Raw genomic sequence first — 16,839 nt, 5'->3', positions numbered from 1 at the left:
CGCCGATGGTACTGCAGGGGGGACCCTGTGGGAGAGTAGGACGCCGCCGAACAATTATTCCGGGAAAGCCCCGTGCCCTTGTGGCACGGGGCTTTCCTGCGTTCCGGACCCATTTCTCGGAGTCCGCACCCACCCCAGCCCTACCCCCAGAGCTACGTACGAGCCGGACGCGTAGCTGCCGGCCCCTGGAAGGCCCGGAGGCCGCCGACCGGACCCCAGGCTCTCCTGACAGGCGGTGGATGCCTCGTCGGGATGGCTTTCAGCACCCCTCGGTACGGGGTATGCTTTATCTCGTTGCCGCAGGGCAACAGGCCCCAATAGCTCAGTCGGTAGAGCGTCTCCATGGTAAGGAGAAGGTCTGCGGTTCGATTCCGCATTGGGGCTCGGACACAGGAAAGGCCCCCGCCATCGGCGGGGGCCTTTCCTGCATCTGGAGGGGTCGCACCGGCCCCTCCAGAACGAAGCGCCTCAGAAGTTCTGCGGCTCCGGGACGCGCATGGCCAGGATCGCCATGTCGTCCGAGGCCGGCTCCGCGGCGAAGCGTTCGACCGCCCGCAGGATGCGGCCCGCCACCGCTCCGGCCGTCAGGCCCGTACACATGGCGAGGACCTCGGCCAGGCCGTCGTCGCCGAGCATGCGGGTTCCCTCCCGGCGTTCGGTGACACCGTCCGTCACGCACAGGAGCACGTCACCCGGTTCGAGGGTGACCTCCTGCTCGTACAGCTCGAGGTCCTCGATGACGCCCAGCAGCGGCTGCGGTTCCGCGGCGGACTCCACCGAGCCGTCCTGGCGCAGCCGAAGAGGCAGGGGATGGCCGGCGCAGACCACCTTCAGCAGCGCGCTGCCGTCCTCCTGGGGCCACAACTCCCCGTAGAGCAGGGTGAGGAAGCGGCTGCGCGCGCCCTCGTCCAGGATGGCGGCGTTGAGCCGTTCGAGCACGGCCGGACCGCCGAAGCCCTCGCGGGCCAGCAGGCGCAGGGCGTGCCGGGCGAGCCCCGTGACCGCCGCCGCCTCCGGGCCCGTACCGCAGACGTCGCCGATGGCGAAGCCGTAGGCGCCGTCGCGGATGGGGAACACGTCGTAGAAGTCGCCGCCCACCTCGTTGCCCTCGCCGGCCGCGCGGTAGATGACCTCGATCTCGACGTTCGGCACATCGGGCAGGCCGGGCGGCAGGAGGCTGCGCTGGAGGGACTGGCTGATGGCCATGCGCTCCGAGTACAGCCTGGAGTTGTCCAGAGCCAGAGCGGCCCTCCTGGACAGGTCCTCGGCCAGTTCCAGGATCTCCTGACGGAAATGCTCGTCGGAGGGCTTGCCGAGCGTGAGCATTCCGATCACTCGGTTGCGCGCCACCAACGGCAGGACCACGGTCTCGCCTCCCACCGCGGCGGCGGTGGCCAGCACGGTGCGGGTCGCCGCTCCCATGCTCAGCGGGGCGTCCCTGCCCAGGGTGCGCTTGGAGGTCCGCAGAGCGGCCTGGTGGCCGGCCTCCGTGGGAGCCGGCCAGATACGGGCGCCCGGGGCCGGAACCGGGTCCGGCGGGTCGATGGAGGACAACAGCGCTTTCAAGCCGTCGATGAGCTCCTCGTCCTCGTGCAGGACGTACGAGAGGAAGGGCTCCGACGACTGGTCCGCGATCGTGTACACGGCGCACCAGGTGGCCAGGGTGGGGACCGTCATCTGCGCCATCAGCGCGAGCGTCTGGTCCCTGTCCAGGGTGCCGGCCAGGAGGTCGGACGCCTCGACGAGGAACGACAGCGAACCGCGGCGCAGGCGTTCGAGCTCGCCGAGCCGCGCGGACTCGACGGCCAGCGCGATGCGGTCGGCGGCGAACTGCAGCCTCAGGGCCTCCTCGTTGGAGTACCGCCCGGCCGCTTCCGCGGCGACCCCCAGAGAGCCCGTGAGGCGGCCCTCGACCTTGAGCGGCACGGTGACGACCGAGCGCATCCCGGTGTCCCCGAGGAGCGGCACGGCGCCCGGTACGACGGTGAGGTCCTCGTGGACGGCCGGCATGCGCGCGGAGCCGTAGCGTCCGGTGCCCGCCTCGACGGGGACCCGGGCGAAGCGCTGGCGGGCCGAGGGCAGGCCGGTCGTCGCCCGGACCTCCAGCTCCGTCTCGTCGTCGGTGGCGAGCAGCAGGAAGGCGGCGTCGGCGTCCAGCATGTCGCGGGCCCGCTCGACGGTGCGCTGCAGCAGTCCGTCGAGGTCGTCCGGTGCGGGGGAGCCGATGAAGATCTCGAAGGGGTCCGTGCTCCGGTTCTCCGCCGAGGAGTCGGAGACGGGGGCGCGCACCGGGGTCTGGAGCACTGCGCGTTCGTAGTCGCGCACGAGGAGGCAGACGGTGGACGGCTCGCCCTCGGCGTCGCGCACCCTGAGGTGCGAGGCGTACACCGGGATGACACGGCCGTCGGCGCCGCGGAGGCCGTAGCTGCCCTCCCAGCGCGAGAGGCACAGCGCGTCGGCGATGCCGGTGTTCGTGCCCGGGGTGTGCGGCCATGCCACGAAGTCGGTGAACTGCTTGCCGTCGACCTGCTCCGCGGCGTGACCGAAGAGGAAGGTGGCGTCCTCGTTCCACGAGGCGACAGCGCCCGAACCGTCGATCTGCACGACGGCCACCCGGACCCGCTGGTCCGCGACGGGCAGGAGCGCGGTCGGCAGGACCGGGCTCGCCGAGCGGATGCCCACGGGGCGTTCGGGAAGATCGAGCTGGAACCAGACGTGCTTGTGCGTCGGTGTGTACTCGACACCCCAGCGGGAGGCCAGAGCGGCGCAGAGCAGCAGGCCGCGACCACCTTCCCGGTCGGGGCTGCCGAAGTCCGGTCCGGAGCTCTGGAGCGGTACCTCGCGCTCCGGGTAGTGGTCGGAGACCTCCACGCGTACGCCGTCCTCCGTGCGCAGGCAGAGCACGTCGGCGGCCGTCCCCGCGTGGACGACGGCATTGGTCACGAGTTCACTCGTGAGCACGACGGCGTCGTCGACGACGTCCGTGTATCCCCACCCCTGGAGGGTGTCGCGTACGAAGGCGCGGGCCGTCGCGACCGATCGTCCGACCGGATCGAAGGTGGCAGCCGCCCGCGCGGTGATCACAGCACTCCCCATATGGTGTCTCGTCGCTTCCCCGAGTCCTGTGCCCGTTTCTCGCCGCTTCGATTCGCCTGCCAGGCTAGACGCTCGCCCGGCGTCCCGTGTACACGAGGGCGGACTTGGGGGCGCGGGACGCTCGGTGGTTGTGCGCCGGGCCTACAACTATGGCCCTCCCGGTGAGGGAAATGGGATGAGCGTGGGACCTTCCTCATGGTGCGGTTCCGGCCTGGTACGTTTCAACGATTTGACGGCCGCATGGTCACCCGTCGACGGTGTTCGTGGCGGTGAGTCGAAGTGGAACTGGGCAAGCTTCCAAGAATGGCCCGAGCGATACGGTCAACCCCTGCGGGAGGGACACGGTGGAGTCTGGCGTGGCGGCGCGGGGTTCAGGAACGCGCACAAAAGGCGGGCAGCCCGTGAAAAAGCAGCGCAATGGGACCATCGACGTGGACGCGGCAGCTCTGAACAGACTGCTCGCGGGCCTCGTGGCGATGCGTGACGGCAACTTCCGCAGGCGGCTCACCGTCTCCGGCGACGGCGTGCTCACGGAGATCGCGGCGGTCTTCAACGAGGTGGCCGACCGCAATCTGCACCTGACGGGCGAGCTCGCCCGTGTGCGGCGCGTGGTCGGGCGCGAGGGCAAGCTCACAGAGCGGCTCGAGACCGGCGCCTGCGAGGGCTCCTGGGCGGCGGCCATCGACGCGTCCAACGAGCTCGTGGACGATCTGGCGCGACCCGTGTCCGAGGTCGGACGGGTGCTCTCCGCGGTCGCCGACGGTGATCTCGAGCAGCGGATGGAGCTGCGTACCCACGCGGCCGACGAGACGGTACGCCCGCTGCGCGGCGAGTTCCTGAAGGTCGCCCGCACGGTCAACAACCTGGTCGACCAGCTGTCCGCGTTCACCGAGCAGGTGACGCGGGTGGCGGTCGAGGTGGGTACCGAGGGCAAGCTCGGCGGGCAGGCGCAGGTGCGCGGGATGTCCGGGTCGTGGAAGGACCTCACCGACTCGGTGAACACCATGGCGTACCGGCTGACGGCGCAGGTGCGCGACATCGCCCTGGTGACGACGGCCGTGGCCAAGGGCGATCTCTCCCGCAAGGTCACCGTCCACGTGGCCGGCGAGATGCTCCAGCTCAAGAACACCGTCAACACGATGGTCGACCAGCTGTCGTCGTTCTCCTCCGAGGTGACCCGGGTCGCCCGTGAGGTGGGCACCGAGGGCGAGCTCGGCGGGCAGGCGACCGTGCCCGGGGTGGCCGGGGTCTGGAAGGACCTCACCGACTCCGTCAACACGATGGCCGGAAACCTCACCTCCCAGGTGCGCGGCATCGCGGAGGTGACGACGGCCGTCGCCAACGGCGATCTGTCGCAGAAGGTCACCGTGAGCGCCCGGGGCGAGGTCGCCCAGCTCGCCGAGACGATCAACCAGATGACCGAGACGCTGCGGACCTTCGCCGACGAGGTGACGCGCGTGGCGAGCGAGGTCGGTGGCGAGGGTCTGCTGGGCGGTCAGGCCCAGGTGCCGGGTGCGGCGGGGACGTGGAAGGACCTCACCGACTCGGTGAACACGGTCTTCCGGAACCTGACGACGCAGGTGCGCGACATCGCGCAGGTGACCACCGCCGTTGCCAGCGGTGACATGACGCAGAAGGTCACGGTCGACGTGGCCGGGGAGATGCTGGAGCTGAAGAACACCGTCAACACGATGGTGGACCAGCTCCAGGCCTTCGGTTCGGAGGTCACCCGGGTGGCCCGGGAGGTCGGTGTCGAGGGCCGCCTCGGCGGCCAGGCCGAGGTGCCCGGGGCAGCCGGGACGTGGAAGGACCTCACCGACTCGGTGAACACCGCCTTCCGCAACCTCACCGGCCAGGTGCGCGACATCGCGCAGGTGACCACGGCCGTCGCCAACGGGGACCTCTCGCAGAAGGTCACGGTCGACGTGGCCGGGGAGATGCTGGAGCTGAAGAACACCGTCAACACGATGGTGGCGCAGCTGTCCAACTTCGCCGACCAGGTGACCCGGATGGCGCGCGACGTGGGCACGGAGGGCCGGCTCGGCGGGCAGGCGCGTGTCGACGGTGTCTCCGGTACGTGGAAGGAGCTCACCGACTCCGTCAACTTCATGGCCGGGAACCTCACCTCCCAGGTGCGTCAGATCGCCCAGGTGACGACGGCCGTGGCGCGCGGTGACCTGTCGCAGAAGATCGACGTGGACGCCCGGGGCGAGATCCTGGAGCTGAAGAACACCATCAACACGATGGTCGACCAGCTCTCGGCGTTCGCGGACCAGGTGACCCGGGTCGCCCGTGAGGTGGGCACGGACGGCCGTCTCGGCGGCCAGGCGCAGGTACCCGGGGTGGCCGGCGTATGGCGTGACCTGACGGACTCGGTGAACGGCATGGCCGGCAACCTCACCGCCCAGGTCCGCAACATCGCTCAGGTCGCCACGGCCGTGGCGCGGGGTGACCTGTCGCAGAAGATCGACGTGGACGCCCGGGGCGAGATCCTGGAGCTGAAGAACACCCTCAACACGATGGTCGACCAGCTCTCGAACTTCGCGGAGCAGGTGACCCGCGTGGCCCGTGAGGTGGGTACGGAGGGCATCCTCGGCGGCCAGGCGGAGGTGCAGGGGGTCTCCGGTACGTGGAAGGACCTCACCCATTCCGTCAACGGCATGGCGAACAACCTGACCCTCCAGGTCCGCAACATCGCCGAGGTGACCACCGCTGTCGCCAAGGGCGATCTCTCCAAGAAGATCACCGTCGACGCCAAGGGCGAGATCCTCGAACTGGTGACGACGGTCAACACGATGGTCGACCAGCTGCTCAACTTCGCGGACGAGGTGACGAGGGTCGCCCGTGAGGTGGGCACCGAGGGCATCCTGGGCGGCCAGGCCCGGGTGCGGGGTGCGACGGGCATCTGGAAGGACCTCAGCGACAACGTCAACCTGATGGCCAACAACCTCACCAGCCAGGTGCGGAACATCTCCCGTGTCTCGTCGGCCGTCGCCAACGGCGACCTGACGAAGAAGGTGACCGTCGAGGCGCGCGGCGAGGTCGCGGAACTCGCCGACACCGTGAACACGATGGTGACTACCCTGTCCTCGTTCGCCGACGAGGTCACCAGGGTGGCGCGCGAGGTGGGTACCGAGGGCGAGCTGGGCGGCCAGGCGCGCGTCCCGGGCGTCTCGGGCACCTGGAAGGACCTCACCGAGTCGGTGAACTCGATGGCCTCCAACCTGACCGGGCAGGTGCGCCAGATCGCGACGGTCACCACGGCCATCGCGAAGGGCGATCTGACGAAGAAGATCGACATCGACGCCCGCGGCGAGATCCAGGAGCTGAAGAACACCATCAACACGATGGTCGACCAGCTCTCCTCCTTCGCCGACCAGGTGACCCGCGTGGCGCGCGAGGTGGGTACCGAGGGGCAGCTGGGCGGCCAGGCCCGGGTCCGGGACGTCGACGGCACATGGCGCGACCTCACCGAGTCGGTGAACGAGATGGCCGGGAACCTGACCCGTCAGGTGCGTGCCATCGCGGCCGTCGCCACCGCGGTGACCCGCGGCGATCTGAACCTCAAGATCGACGTCGACGCCGCCGGCGAGATCCAGGTGCTGCAGGACAACATCAACACGATGATCGCCAACCTGCGTGACACGACGCTGGCCAACAAGGAGCAGGACTGGCTCAAGGGCAACCTCGCCCGCATCTCCGGTCTGATGCAGGGCCGCCGCGACCTGGACGACGTCGCCTCGCTGATCATGAGCGAGCTGACCCCGGTGGTCTCCGCCCAGCACGGCGCGTTCTTCCTCGCCATGACCACCGGTGACGCGGTGGGCTCCGACAGCGCGAAGGACAGTTCGTACGAGCTGCGGATGCGCGGCAGCTACGGGTACTCGGCGGGCTCGATGCCGACCTCGTTCCGGCCCGGGGAGACCCTCATCGGCACGGCGGCCGAGGAGAAGCGGACGATCCAGGTGGACAACGTGCCGCCGGGGTACCTGAAGATCTCCTCCGGCCTCGGCGAGGCGCCCCCCGCGCACGTGATCGTGCTCCCGGTGCTCTTCGAGGGGCAGGTGCTCGGCGTCATCGAACTGGCCTCCTTCCAGCCGTTCACCCACATCCAGCGTGACTTCCTCAACCAGCTGGCCGAGATGATCGCCACCAGCGTCAACACCATCAGCGTCAACACGAAGACCGAGAAGCTCCTCGAACAGTCCCAGGAGCTCACCGAGCAGCTGCGGGACCGTTCCCAGGAGCTGGAGAACCGGCAGAAGGCACTCCAGGCGTCCAACGCCGAACTGGAGGAGAAGGCCGAACTGCTGGCACAGCAGAACCGCGACATCGAGGTGAAGAACACCGAGATCGAGGAGGCGCGGCAGGTCCTCGAGGAGCGCGCCGAGCAGCTCGCCGTGTCGATGCGCTACAAGTCCGAGTTCCTCGCGAACATGTCGCACGAGCTGCGCACGCCGCTCAACTCGCTCCTCATCCTGGCCAAGCTCCTCGCGGACAACGCGGAGGGCAATCTCTCCCCGAAGCAGGTGGAGTTCGCCGAGACGATCCACGGGGCGGGTTCCGACCTGCTCCAGCTGATCAACGACATCCTCGACCTCTCCAAGGTCGAGGCGGGCAAGATGGACGTGAGTCCGACCCGGATCGCGCTGGTGCAGCTGGTCGACTACGTCGAGGCGACGTTCCGGCCGCTCACCGCGGAGAAGGGACTCGACTTCTCCGTACGGGTGTCGCCCGAGCTGCCCGCCACGCTGCACACGGACGAGCAGCGGCTGCTCCAGGTCCTGCGCAACCTCCTCTCCAACGCGGTGAAGTTCACCGACGGCGGGGCCGTGGAGCTGGTGATCAGGCCTGCGGGCGCGGACGTGCCGGACGCCATCCGCGAGCACCTGCTGGAGGCCGGCTCGCTGCGTGACGCCGACGGTGACCTGATCGCGTTCTCGGTCACCGACACCGGAATCGGTATCGCCTCCAGCAAGATGCTGGTGATCTTCGAGGCGTTCAAGCAGGCGGACGGCACGACGAGCCGCAAGTACGGGGGCACGGGGCTCGGCCTCTCCATCAGCCGGGAGATCGCGCGGCTGCTGGGCGGTGAGATCCACGCGGCGAGCGAGCCGGGGCGCGGCTCGACGTTCACGCTCTACCTGCCGCTGCACCCCAGCGAGTTGCCTCCGCAGGGCTTTGCGCAGCCGGGACCCGGCCCCATCGAGATTCACGGGGGTTCCTCCGAGGGCGCCCTGCGCCTGGAGGCCGCGCGGCCCGCCGAGCAGCCCCTCGGCGACCCGGCGAACTCCGCCGGTGTGTTCCGCCGCCGGCGCAAGGCCCTGGGCGAAGCCGCTCAGCGCCCGGCTCTCGCGAACGGCAGGGCCGACGAGGACGCCACCACTCCGGAGGAGTGGGTGCAGAGCGCGCAGGAGAACCAGGAGCCCCGCAGGACGTTCCGGTTCCAGGGGGAGAAGGTGCTGATCGTCGACGACGACATCCGCAACGTCTTCGCCCTCACCAGCGTGCTGGAGCAGCACGGTCTGTCGGTGCTGTACGCCGAGAACGGGCGCGAGGGGATCGAAGTCCTGGAGCAGCACGACGATGTGACGATCGTTCTTATGGACATCATGATGCCCGAGATGGACGGCTACGCCACGACCACGGCGATCCGCAGGATGCCGCAGTTCGCCGGCCTGCCCATCGTTGCGCTGACCGCCAAGGCCATGAAGGGCGACCGGGAGAAGGCGATCGACTGCGGGGCCTCCGACTACGTGACCAAGCCGGTGGACTCGGATCACCTGCTGTCGGTGATGGAGAAGTGGATGCGGGGAGAGTGACCGCAGGGCCGTCGGCCCCCGGCGTCCGCCGACCGGCTGTGCCCGCAGGGGTGTAGCGATCGGATTCCGGGGAACCTTCTGGTCCTCGACCGCGTTTTCGCTGTGTGCACAGTGACATCGCGGTGACAGGGTGTGGTGACGGGCGGGGTGCAGCTACCATGACCGGCACAAGGACGGACGGCGTAAGGGAGTCGTCCCCTGGGGCGGCACCCGGTGCGATGCCGGGGCGAGGAGGGCGGGCCATGATGCAGAAGGCCAAGATCCTCCTGGTCGATGACCGGCCGGAGAATCTGCTGGCGCTGGAGGCCATCCTCTCCGCGCTCGATCAGACACTGGTGAGGGCATCGTCAGGGGAGGAAGCGCTCAAGGCGCTGCTCACGGACGATTTCGCGGTCATTCTGCTGGATGTGCAGATGCCCGGCATGGACGGATTCGAGACCGCCGCGCACATCAAGCGGCGGGAGCGGACCCGGGACATCCCGATCATTTTCCTGACGGCCATCAACCACGGTCCGCACCACACCTTCCGGGGTTACGCGGCGGGTGCGGTGGACTACATCTCGAAGCCCTTCGACCCTTGGGTGCTCCGCGCCAAGGTCTCGGTCTTCGTCGAGCTGTACATGAAGAACTGCCAGTTGCGTGAGCAGGCGGCGCTGCTGCGGCTCCAGCTCGAAGGCGGCGCGCACCACGGCGCCGACGAGAAGGAACCGACCGGTCTGCTCGCCGAGCTCTCGGCGCGGCTCGCTGCGGTCGAGGAGCAGGCTGAGGCGCTCTCCAAGCAGTTGGACGACGAATCGGCGGACGCCGCCGCCGTGGCCACGGCGGCACATCTGGAGCGCAAGCTCACCGGACTGCGCCGCGCGCTCGACGCACTGGAACCCGGCACGGGTGGCTCCACCGCCGCACTGCCCACCCAGACCTGACCTACGGTGGCTTGAGGGCGCGTCAGTTGGGCGCCTTCGTGAGGCGACACGGACGGGTGAAGCCGTAGGCACACGTGTCCACCGGCGTCGACACCGGTAACCTCAGTCACATGGCCTCACGTACGTCCGGCAAGGGTTCCCTGGGTACGGCGGGCACCGCGAAGCGCTCCGGCCGTACCCAGGGACCGGCGAAGAAAGCCGCGCCCGCCAAGAAGGCGGTGGCGAAGAAGAGCGTGCCCGCGAAGAAGTCTCCCGCCAGGAAGGCGGCGGCCAGGAAGCCCCCCGCCAAACCCGCGCCGTCCCCCACGGGGGGCCTGTACCGGCTGGTTCGCGGGCTCTGGCTCGGCACGGCGCACGGCGTCGGCGCGATCTTCCGCTCCATAGGGCGCGGCGCGAAGGGACTTGACCCCGCACACCGCAAGGACGGGCTGGCCCTCCTGCTCCTCGGAATCGCGCTGGTCGTGGCCGCGGGCACCTGGTCGCACCTTCAGGGGCCCGTCGGCGATCTCGTCGAGATGCTGGTCACGGGGGCGTTCGGCCGGCTCGACCTGCTGGTGCCGATACTGCTGGGCGCCGTCGCCGTACGGCTGATCCTGTATCCCGAGAAGCCCGAGGCCAACGGCCGCATCGTCATCGGGCTCTCCGCCCTCGTCGTCGGGGTGCTCGGTCAGGTCCACATCGCCTGCGGATCGCCCGGTCGCGAGGACGGTACGGGCGCCATGCAGGACGCGGGCGGGCTGATCGGCTGGGCCGCTTCGAAGCCGCTGGTCTTCACGATGGGTGAGGTCCTCGCGGTCCCGCTGCTCCTCCTCCTGACCGTGTTCGGCCTCCTGGTCGTCACCGCGACCCCGGTCAACGCCATCCCCCGGCGGCTGAGGCAGCTCGGTGTCCGACTCGGCGTCCTCGACCCGGTGTACGCCCCCGGCGAGGAGGACGGCGACGACGAGCGGTACGACGAGCAGTGGCGCGACGCGCTGCCCGAGCGCACGCGCAGGGCCCCCGCCCGTCGTCCGGACACCGGCGACGACTACGACCCGGACCACGCCGAGGGTGAGGCGATCGCGAAGCGGCGCAGGCCGCGCAGGCCTTCCGCCCAGCCCGCCATGAACCGCACCCTGGACGCCGTCGACGTGGCGGCCGCTGCCGCTGCCGCCCTGGACGGAGCGGTGCTCAACGGGATGCCCCCCTCACCGGTCGTCGCCGATCTGACGCAGGGCGTCTCCACCGACCGGGACCGCGAAACCGACCGTGACCGCGAACGGACCGGTACCCCGGTTCCCGGAGCCCGGTCCGCCAGGCCCGTGCCCTCCGACTCGGGGGGTGCCCGGGAGACGCGCTCGTCCACCGGGGGAGTGCCCGACCTGACCAAGCCCGCCCCCGAGCGTTCCGGGGCGCTGCCCGCGCGCGCCGAGCAGCTCCAGCTGGCGGGCGACATCACCTACGCACTGCCCTCGCTGGACCTGCTGGAGCGGGGTGGTCCCGGCAAGACGCGCAGCGCCGCCAACGACGTGGTGGTCGCCTCACTGACCAACGTCTTCATGGAGTTCAAGGTCGACGCGGCCGTCACCGGCTTCACCCGCGGCCCGACGGTCACCCGCTACGAGGTGGAACTCGGTCCCGCCGTCAAGGTCGAGCGGATCACCGCCCTCACCAAGAACATCGCCTACGCCGTCGCCAGCCCGGACGTCCGGATCATCTCGCCGATCCCCGGCAAGTCCGCCGTCGGTATCGAGATCCCCAACTCGGACCGGGAGATGGTCAACCTCGGAGACGTCCTGCGCCTCGCGGACGCGGCCGAGGACGACCACCCGATGCTGGTGGCGCTCGGCAAGAACGTCGAGGGCGGCTACGAGATGGCGAACCTGGCGAAGATGCCGCACGTCCTGGTGGCCGGTGCGACCGGTTCCGGTAAGTCCTCCTGCATCAACTGCCTGATCACCTCGGTCATGCTGCGGGCCACACCGGAGGACGTCCGGATGGTGCTCGTCGACCCCAAGCGGGTCGAGCTCACCGCGTACGAGGGCATTCCGCACCTGATCACGCCCATCATCACCAACCCGAAGAAGGCCGCCGAGGCGCTCCAGTGGGTCGTGCGGGAGATGGACCTCCGTTACGACGACCTCGCCGCGTACGGCTACCGGCACATCGACGACTTCAACCACGCCGTGCGCACGGGCAAGGCCAAGGCGCCCGAGGGCAGCGAGCGCGAGCTCTCGCCCTATCCGTACCTGCTGGTCATCGTCGACGAGCTGGCGGACCTGATGATGGTCGCGCCGCGTGACGTCGAGGACTCCATCGTCCGCATCACCCAGTTGGCGCGCGCCGCCGGTATCCATCTGGTGCTCGCGACACAGCGCCCCTCGGTCGACGTCGTCACGGGTCTGATCAAGGCGAACGTGCCCTCGCGGCTGGCCTTCGCCACCTCGTCGCTCGCCGACAGCCGGGTCATCCTCGACCAACCGGGTGCCGAGAAGCTCATCGGCAAGGGCGACGGGCTGTTCCTCCCCATGGGTGCGAACAAGCCGACCCGTATGCAGGGCGCCTTCGTCACCGAGGACGAGGTCGCGGCAGTCGTCAAGCACTGCAAGGATCAGATGGCACCGGTCTTCCGCGAAGACGTCACGGTCGGCCAGAAGCAGAAGAAGGAGATCGACGAGGACATCGGCGACGACCTCGATCTGCTCTGCCAGGCGGCCGAGCTGGTCGTCTCCACCCAGTTCGGCTCCACATCGATGCTTCAGCGCAAGCTCAGGGTCGGCTTCGCGAAAGCCGGCCGGCTCATGGACCTGATGGAGTCACGCAACATCGTGGGTCCGAGCGAGGGTTCCAAAGCGCGCGACGTGCTGGTGAAACCGGACGAGATCGACGGGGTACTGGCCGTCATTCGTGGGGAAACCGCTTCGTAAGAGTTTTGCGGGCAACCGTTTCGCCCGGCCGTACGTCAAGTTGAAGGGAGGAGCAGAGGGATGATCCGTTCTGTGCTCCGCCCCCTGCTCTGCCCAAGGGGCTGCCCGGCGAACCCGATGGCGTACAAAGTCGTCCCTCCCGGTTGCCCCACCCTTTCGTACCACCCCTAGACTGGTCATCCAGCAGGTGGCTCACGCTCGAAAGGCGCCCCCGTGTCCATCGGCAACTCCCCCGAAGACGACCGGCCTTCGATCGGTCGCGCGCTTCAGCAGGCTCGTATCGCCGCAGGTCTGACGGTCGAGGAAGTCAGTAGCTCCACCCGGGTGCGCATCCCCATCGTGCACGCGATCGAGGAGGACGACTTCTCCCGCTGCGGCGGCGACGTCTACGCACGCGGTCACATCCGTATGCTGGCCCGTGCCGTCGCGCTCGACCCCGACTCCATGATCGAACAGTTCGACGCCGAACACGGTGGCCGCCCCGCGCCCACCCCCGCGGCGCCGCTGTTCGAGGCCGAGCGGATCCGCTCCGAACCCCGTCGGCCCAACTGGACGGCGGCCATGGTGGCCGCGATCGTCGCAGTGGTCGGCTTCGTCGGCTTCACGCTCTTCAACGGCGAGGACGAGGGTTCGGGCTCGGCACAGGTCGCAGAAGGCTCCACTCCAAACAAGACCACCCCCAAGCCCACCCCGTCCAAGCCCTCCGACCCCAAGCCGGCTCCCTCCGAAAGCGCCATCGCCGCCGCTCCGCGCGACAAGGTGACGGTCAGGCTGAGCGCCACCGAGGGAAAGAGCTGGATCTCCGCAAAGGACCACAACGGACGACTGCTCTTCGACGGACTGCTGCTCCAGGGCGACTCCAAGACCTTCCAGGACAAGGAGCGGGTCGACCTCGTCCTCGGCGACGCGGGTGCGATCGAGCTCTTCGTCAACGGCAAGAAGGTCGACGACCAGTTCGAGCAGGGCCAGGTGGAACGGCTTTCGTACACCAAGGGTGACCCCGAGGTCGGCTGACCTCCCCGCCCCGCGTCCTCTCGACGGTGGGTGCCCGGCAGTCCTGCCGGGCACCCACCGTCGTCGTTCGCCCCCTGGTACCTCTCGGTTCATGGCCCCTTCCGGTCACTCCGCGTAGCCGGCAACCCTGCACGGCAGGGCGAGTGCGGGGACGAAGTAGTCTTGAGTCCATGCCCGAACGCCGTACCGTCGCCCTTGTCACTCTCGGATGCGCCCGTAACGAGGTGGACTCGGAGGAACTCGCAGGCCGCTTGGCAGCGGACGGCTGGGAGCTCGTCGAGAACGCCACGGACGCGGACGTCGCCGTCGTCAACACCTGTGGGTTCGTCGAAGCCGCCAAGAAGGACTCCGTCGACGCCCTGCTCGAAGCCAATGATCTGAAGGATCACGGCAGAACCCAGGCCGTCGTGGCCGTCGGCTGCATGGCCGAGCGCTACGGCAAGGATCTCGCCGAGGCGCTGCCGGAAGCGGACGGGGTCCTCGGCTTCGACGACTACGCCGACATCTCCGACCGCCTCCAGACCATCCTCAACGGCGGGATCCACGCGTCCCACACCCCGCGGGACCGGCGCAAGCTCCTGCCGATCAGCCCGGCCGAGCGCCAGGACGCCGGTGTCGCGCTGCCCGGTCACGCCCAGGAGATCGCGCCGGCCCCCGCCGACCTGCCGGAAGGTGTCGCCCCGGTCTCCGGACCGCGGGCCCCGCTGCGGCGCAGGCTGGGGACCAGCCCCGTCGCCTCCGTGAAGCTCGCATCGGGCTGCGACCGGCGGTGCTCCTTCTGCGCCATCCCCTCCTTCCGCGGCTCGTTCATCTCCCGTCGTCCCTCGGACGTCCTCGGGGAGACCCGCTGGCTCGCGGAGCAGGGTGTCAAGGAGGTCATGCTCGTCTCCGAGAACAACACCTCGTACGGCAAGGACCTCGGCGACATCCGGCTTCTGGAGACCCTGCTGCCCGAGCTCGCCGACGTCGAGGGGATCGAGCGGATCCGCGTCAGCTACCTGCAGCCCGCCGAGATGCGGCCGGGGCTCATCGACGTCCTGACCTCGACGCCCAAGGTCGCGCCCTACTTCGACCTCTCCTTCCAGCACTCCGCCCCGGGGGTGCTGCGCGCGATGCGGCGGTTCGGCGACACGGACCGCTTCCTCGGCCTCCTGGACACCATCCGGAGCAAGGCGCCCCAGGCGGGTGCCCGGTCCAACTTCATCGTGGGCTTCCCCGGTGAGACCGAGGCCGATCTCGCCGAGCTGGAACGCTTCCTCACCGGCGCCCGCCTGGACGCCATCGGCGTGTTCGGATACTCCGACGAGGAGGGCACCGAGGCGGTCGGCTACGACAACAAGCTGGACGCGGACACCATCGCTGAGCGCCTCGCGCACATCTCGCAGCTGGCCGAGGAGCTGACCTCGCAGCGTGCCGAGGAGCGGATCGGCGAGACCCTCCAGGTGCTCGTCGAGTCCGTGGAGTCCGACGAGGACGGACCGGTCGCGGTGGGCCGCGCGGCCCACCAGGCACCTGAAACGGACGGCCAGGTCGTCTTCACCGCACGCGAAGGGCTCGTGCCGGGCCGTATGGTCGAAGCGAAGGCAGTGGGCACCGAGGGAGTGGACCTCGTGGCCGAACACCACGAGCTTGTGGAGGCAGCCAGATGACGGGAGCCCCGGCATCCGCGGCAGGCGGCTCCGGCGCGACGCCGGTGCACCGCGGCGGCAAGCTGGGCGCGGCGGCCGTCAACCAGGCCGGCCTGTGGAACATCGCGAACATCCTCACCATGGTGCGGCTGGTGCTGGTGCCGGGGTTCGTCTTGCTGCTCCTGCACGACGGGGGCTACGACCCGGTCTGGCGTTCGTACGCCTGGGCCGCCTTCGCCGTCGCGATGATCACCGACGTCTTCGACGGGCACCTGGCCAGGACGTACAACCTGGTGACCGACTTCGGCAAGATCGCAGATCCGATCGCGGACAAGGCGATCATGGGCGCGGCGCTGATCACCCTGTCCTCGCTGGGGGACCTGCCCTGGTGGATCACCGGCGTCATCCTCGCCCGTGAGCTGGGCATCACGCTCATGCGCTTCTGGGTCATCCGGCACTCGGTGATCCCTGCCAGCCGCGGCGGGAAGGTCAAGACGCTGGCCCAGGGCATCGCCGTGGGCATGTACATCCTGGCGCTGACGGGCCCCCTGGCGACGCTGCGCTTCTGGGTGATGATGGCGGCCGTCGCACTGACGGTGCTCACCGGCCTCGACTACGTCCGCCAGGCCGTGGCACTGCGCAGGCAGGGGCTCGCCGCCGAGCGGGTGGCCACCCTGGAAGCGGTCGCGGCGGCGGCGGACGAACTCGACAGAGGGCGGCGCACCGCGGGCGGGAGTGCGGGCGGGGCGGACGCCTTCGTCGAGCCGGCTGCCGATCCCGAGGGGGAGGCGGTCGGTGAACCCGCTGTGGGCGGCCGTGGCGCCACGGAGGCGGAACGGTGACGTCCGGCGCGTCCCGGGTGCTGCGGCGCCTTCAGGAGCGGGGTGAGACGCTCGGCGTCGCCGAGTCCCTCACCGGGGGTCTGGTCGCCGCGGAGCTCACCTCCGTGCCCGGCGCCTCGCAGTCGTTCCGCGGGTCCGTCACGGCGTACGCCACCTCCCTCAAGCGGGACGTGCTCGGTGTGGACGGGGCGCTCCTCGCCGAGCGGGGCGCGGTGGACCCGGATGTCGCAGAGGCCATGGCGGCGGGCGCGCGCCGGGTCCTGGGTGCGGACTGGGGGATCTCCACGACAGGCGTCGCGGGCCCCGAACCGCAGGACGGCAAGGCGGTCGGAGTGGTGTTTCTGGCCGTTTCCGGGCCGTTCGGCGCCCGGAGAACGGCCGAACTGAGGTTGAACGGCGGGCGGGCGGAAATCCGTGAGGAGAGTGTGCGGAGCCTGCTCGAGCTGCTCTCCGGCGAACTCGGCGAAAATGCGGGGGCACAGGATACGGAACAGATCGGGGGGAATTGATGTTTGCAGCCCTTAGTGAACACGACATCGCTCCCCGCACGGCCGCAGCGCGAGGCGGTACGGTGGGGCGTGAAGGATGCGGCTACGCGGTCCGAGGAG

At 69.5% G+C, this 16,839-nt stretch carries 8 protein-coding genes and 1 tRNA gene; 8 read left to right on the top strand and 1 reads right to left on the bottom strand.

Annotated features, from left to right (window positions below; genetic code table 11):
* Positions 1-311: 311 nt before the first annotated feature.
* Positions 312-384 (top strand) — tRNA-Thr (locus AB0I83_RS29815).
* A gap of 84 nt (positions 385-468) precedes the next feature.
* Here the strand turns inward: AB0I83_RS29815 and AB0I83_RS29810 are convergent.
* Entirely contained in the window at positions 469-3,096 is a 2,628-nt protein-coding gene (locus tag AB0I83_RS29810; protein ID WP_356536999.1) for a SpoIIE family protein phosphatase, read from the bottom strand.
* Between the two features lie 401 nt (positions 3,097-3,497).
* Between AB0I83_RS29810 and AB0I83_RS29805 the strand changes: the two genes are divergently transcribed.
* The 7 genes from AB0I83_RS29805 (at position 3,498) to AB0I83_RS29775 (ending at position 16,740) form a co-directional block, all read left to right on the top strand.
* Complete coding sequence (locus tag AB0I83_RS29805; protein WP_363306849.1) at positions 3,498-8,918, top strand: HAMP domain-containing protein; 5,421 nt, start codon at positions 3,498-3,500, stop codon at positions 8,916-8,918.
* Positions 8,919-9,160: 242 nt separating this feature from the next.
* Positions 9,161-9,841, top strand: a complete 681-nt coding sequence (locus AB0I83_RS29800) for a response regulator (RefSeq protein WP_363306848.1) — start codon at positions 9,161-9,163, stop codon at positions 9,839-9,841.
* 110 nt (positions 9,842-9,951) lie between these two features.
* A complete protein-coding gene (locus AB0I83_RS29795; protein WP_363306847.1) occupies positions 9,952-12,747 on the top strand; it encodes a DNA translocase FtsK in 2,796 nt (931 codons plus the stop codon).
* A gap of 213 nt (positions 12,748-12,960) precedes the next feature.
* A complete protein-coding gene (locus AB0I83_RS29790; RefSeq protein ID WP_363306846.1) occupies positions 12,961-13,761 on the top strand; it encodes a RodZ domain-containing protein in 801 nt (266 codons plus the stop codon).
* Positions 13,762-13,931: 170 nt separating this feature from the next.
* On the top strand, positions 13,932-15,410 hold the full coding sequence (rimO, locus tag AB0I83_RS29785) for a 30S ribosomal protein S12 methylthiotransferase RimO (protein ID WP_356844058.1): 1,479 nt from the start codon (positions 13,932-13,934) through the stop codon (positions 15,408-15,410).
* Positions 15,407-16,231, top strand: coding sequence for a CDP-diacylglycerol--glycerol-3-phosphate 3-phosphatidyltransferase (gene pgsA, locus AB0I83_RS29780; protein ID WP_363306845.1), 825 nt, complete (start codon positions 15,407-15,409; stop codon positions 16,229-16,231). The genes rimO and pgsA overlap by 4 nt, the downstream gene beginning before the upstream one ends.
* Entirely contained in the window at positions 16,228-16,740 is a 513-nt protein-coding gene (locus AB0I83_RS29775; RefSeq protein WP_363306844.1) for a CinA family protein, read from the top strand. The genes pgsA and AB0I83_RS29775 overlap by 4 nt, the downstream gene beginning before the upstream one ends.
* Positions 16,741-16,839: the final 99 nt, after the last annotated feature.

The organism is Streptomyces sp. NPDC049970 (assembly GCF_040660235.1).
In the GTDB taxonomy this organism is placed as follows: domain Bacteria; phylum Actinomycetota; class Actinomycetes; order Streptomycetales; family Streptomycetaceae; genus Streptomyces.
The sequence above is the reverse complement of the archived record's forward strand: the minus strand, read 5'-3'. Positions and strand labels throughout refer to the sequence as shown.

What these genes read in the sequence shown, in the direction of transcription:
- AB0I83_RS29795 (WP_363306847.1), top strand. Translation starts at nt 9,952, where the DNA reads ATGGCCTCACGTACGTCCGGCAAGGGTTCCCTGGGTACGGCGGGCACC.
- pgsA (WP_363306845.1), top strand. Translation starts at nt 15,407, where the DNA reads ATGACGGGAGCCCCGGCATCCGCGGCAGGCGGCTCCGGCGCGACGCCG.
- AB0I83_RS29800 (WP_363306848.1), top strand. Translation starts at nt 9,161, where the DNA reads ATGATGCAGAAGGCCAAGATCCTCCTGGTCGATGACCGGCCGGAGAAT.
- rimO (WP_356844058.1), top strand. Translation starts at nt 13,932, where the DNA reads ATGCCCGAACGCCGTACCGTCGCCCTTGTCACTCTCGGATGCGCCCGT.
- AB0I83_RS29810 (WP_356536999.1), bottom strand. Translation starts at nt 3,096, where the DNA reads ATGGGGAGTGCTGTGATCACCGCGCGGGCGGCTGCCACCTTCGATCCG.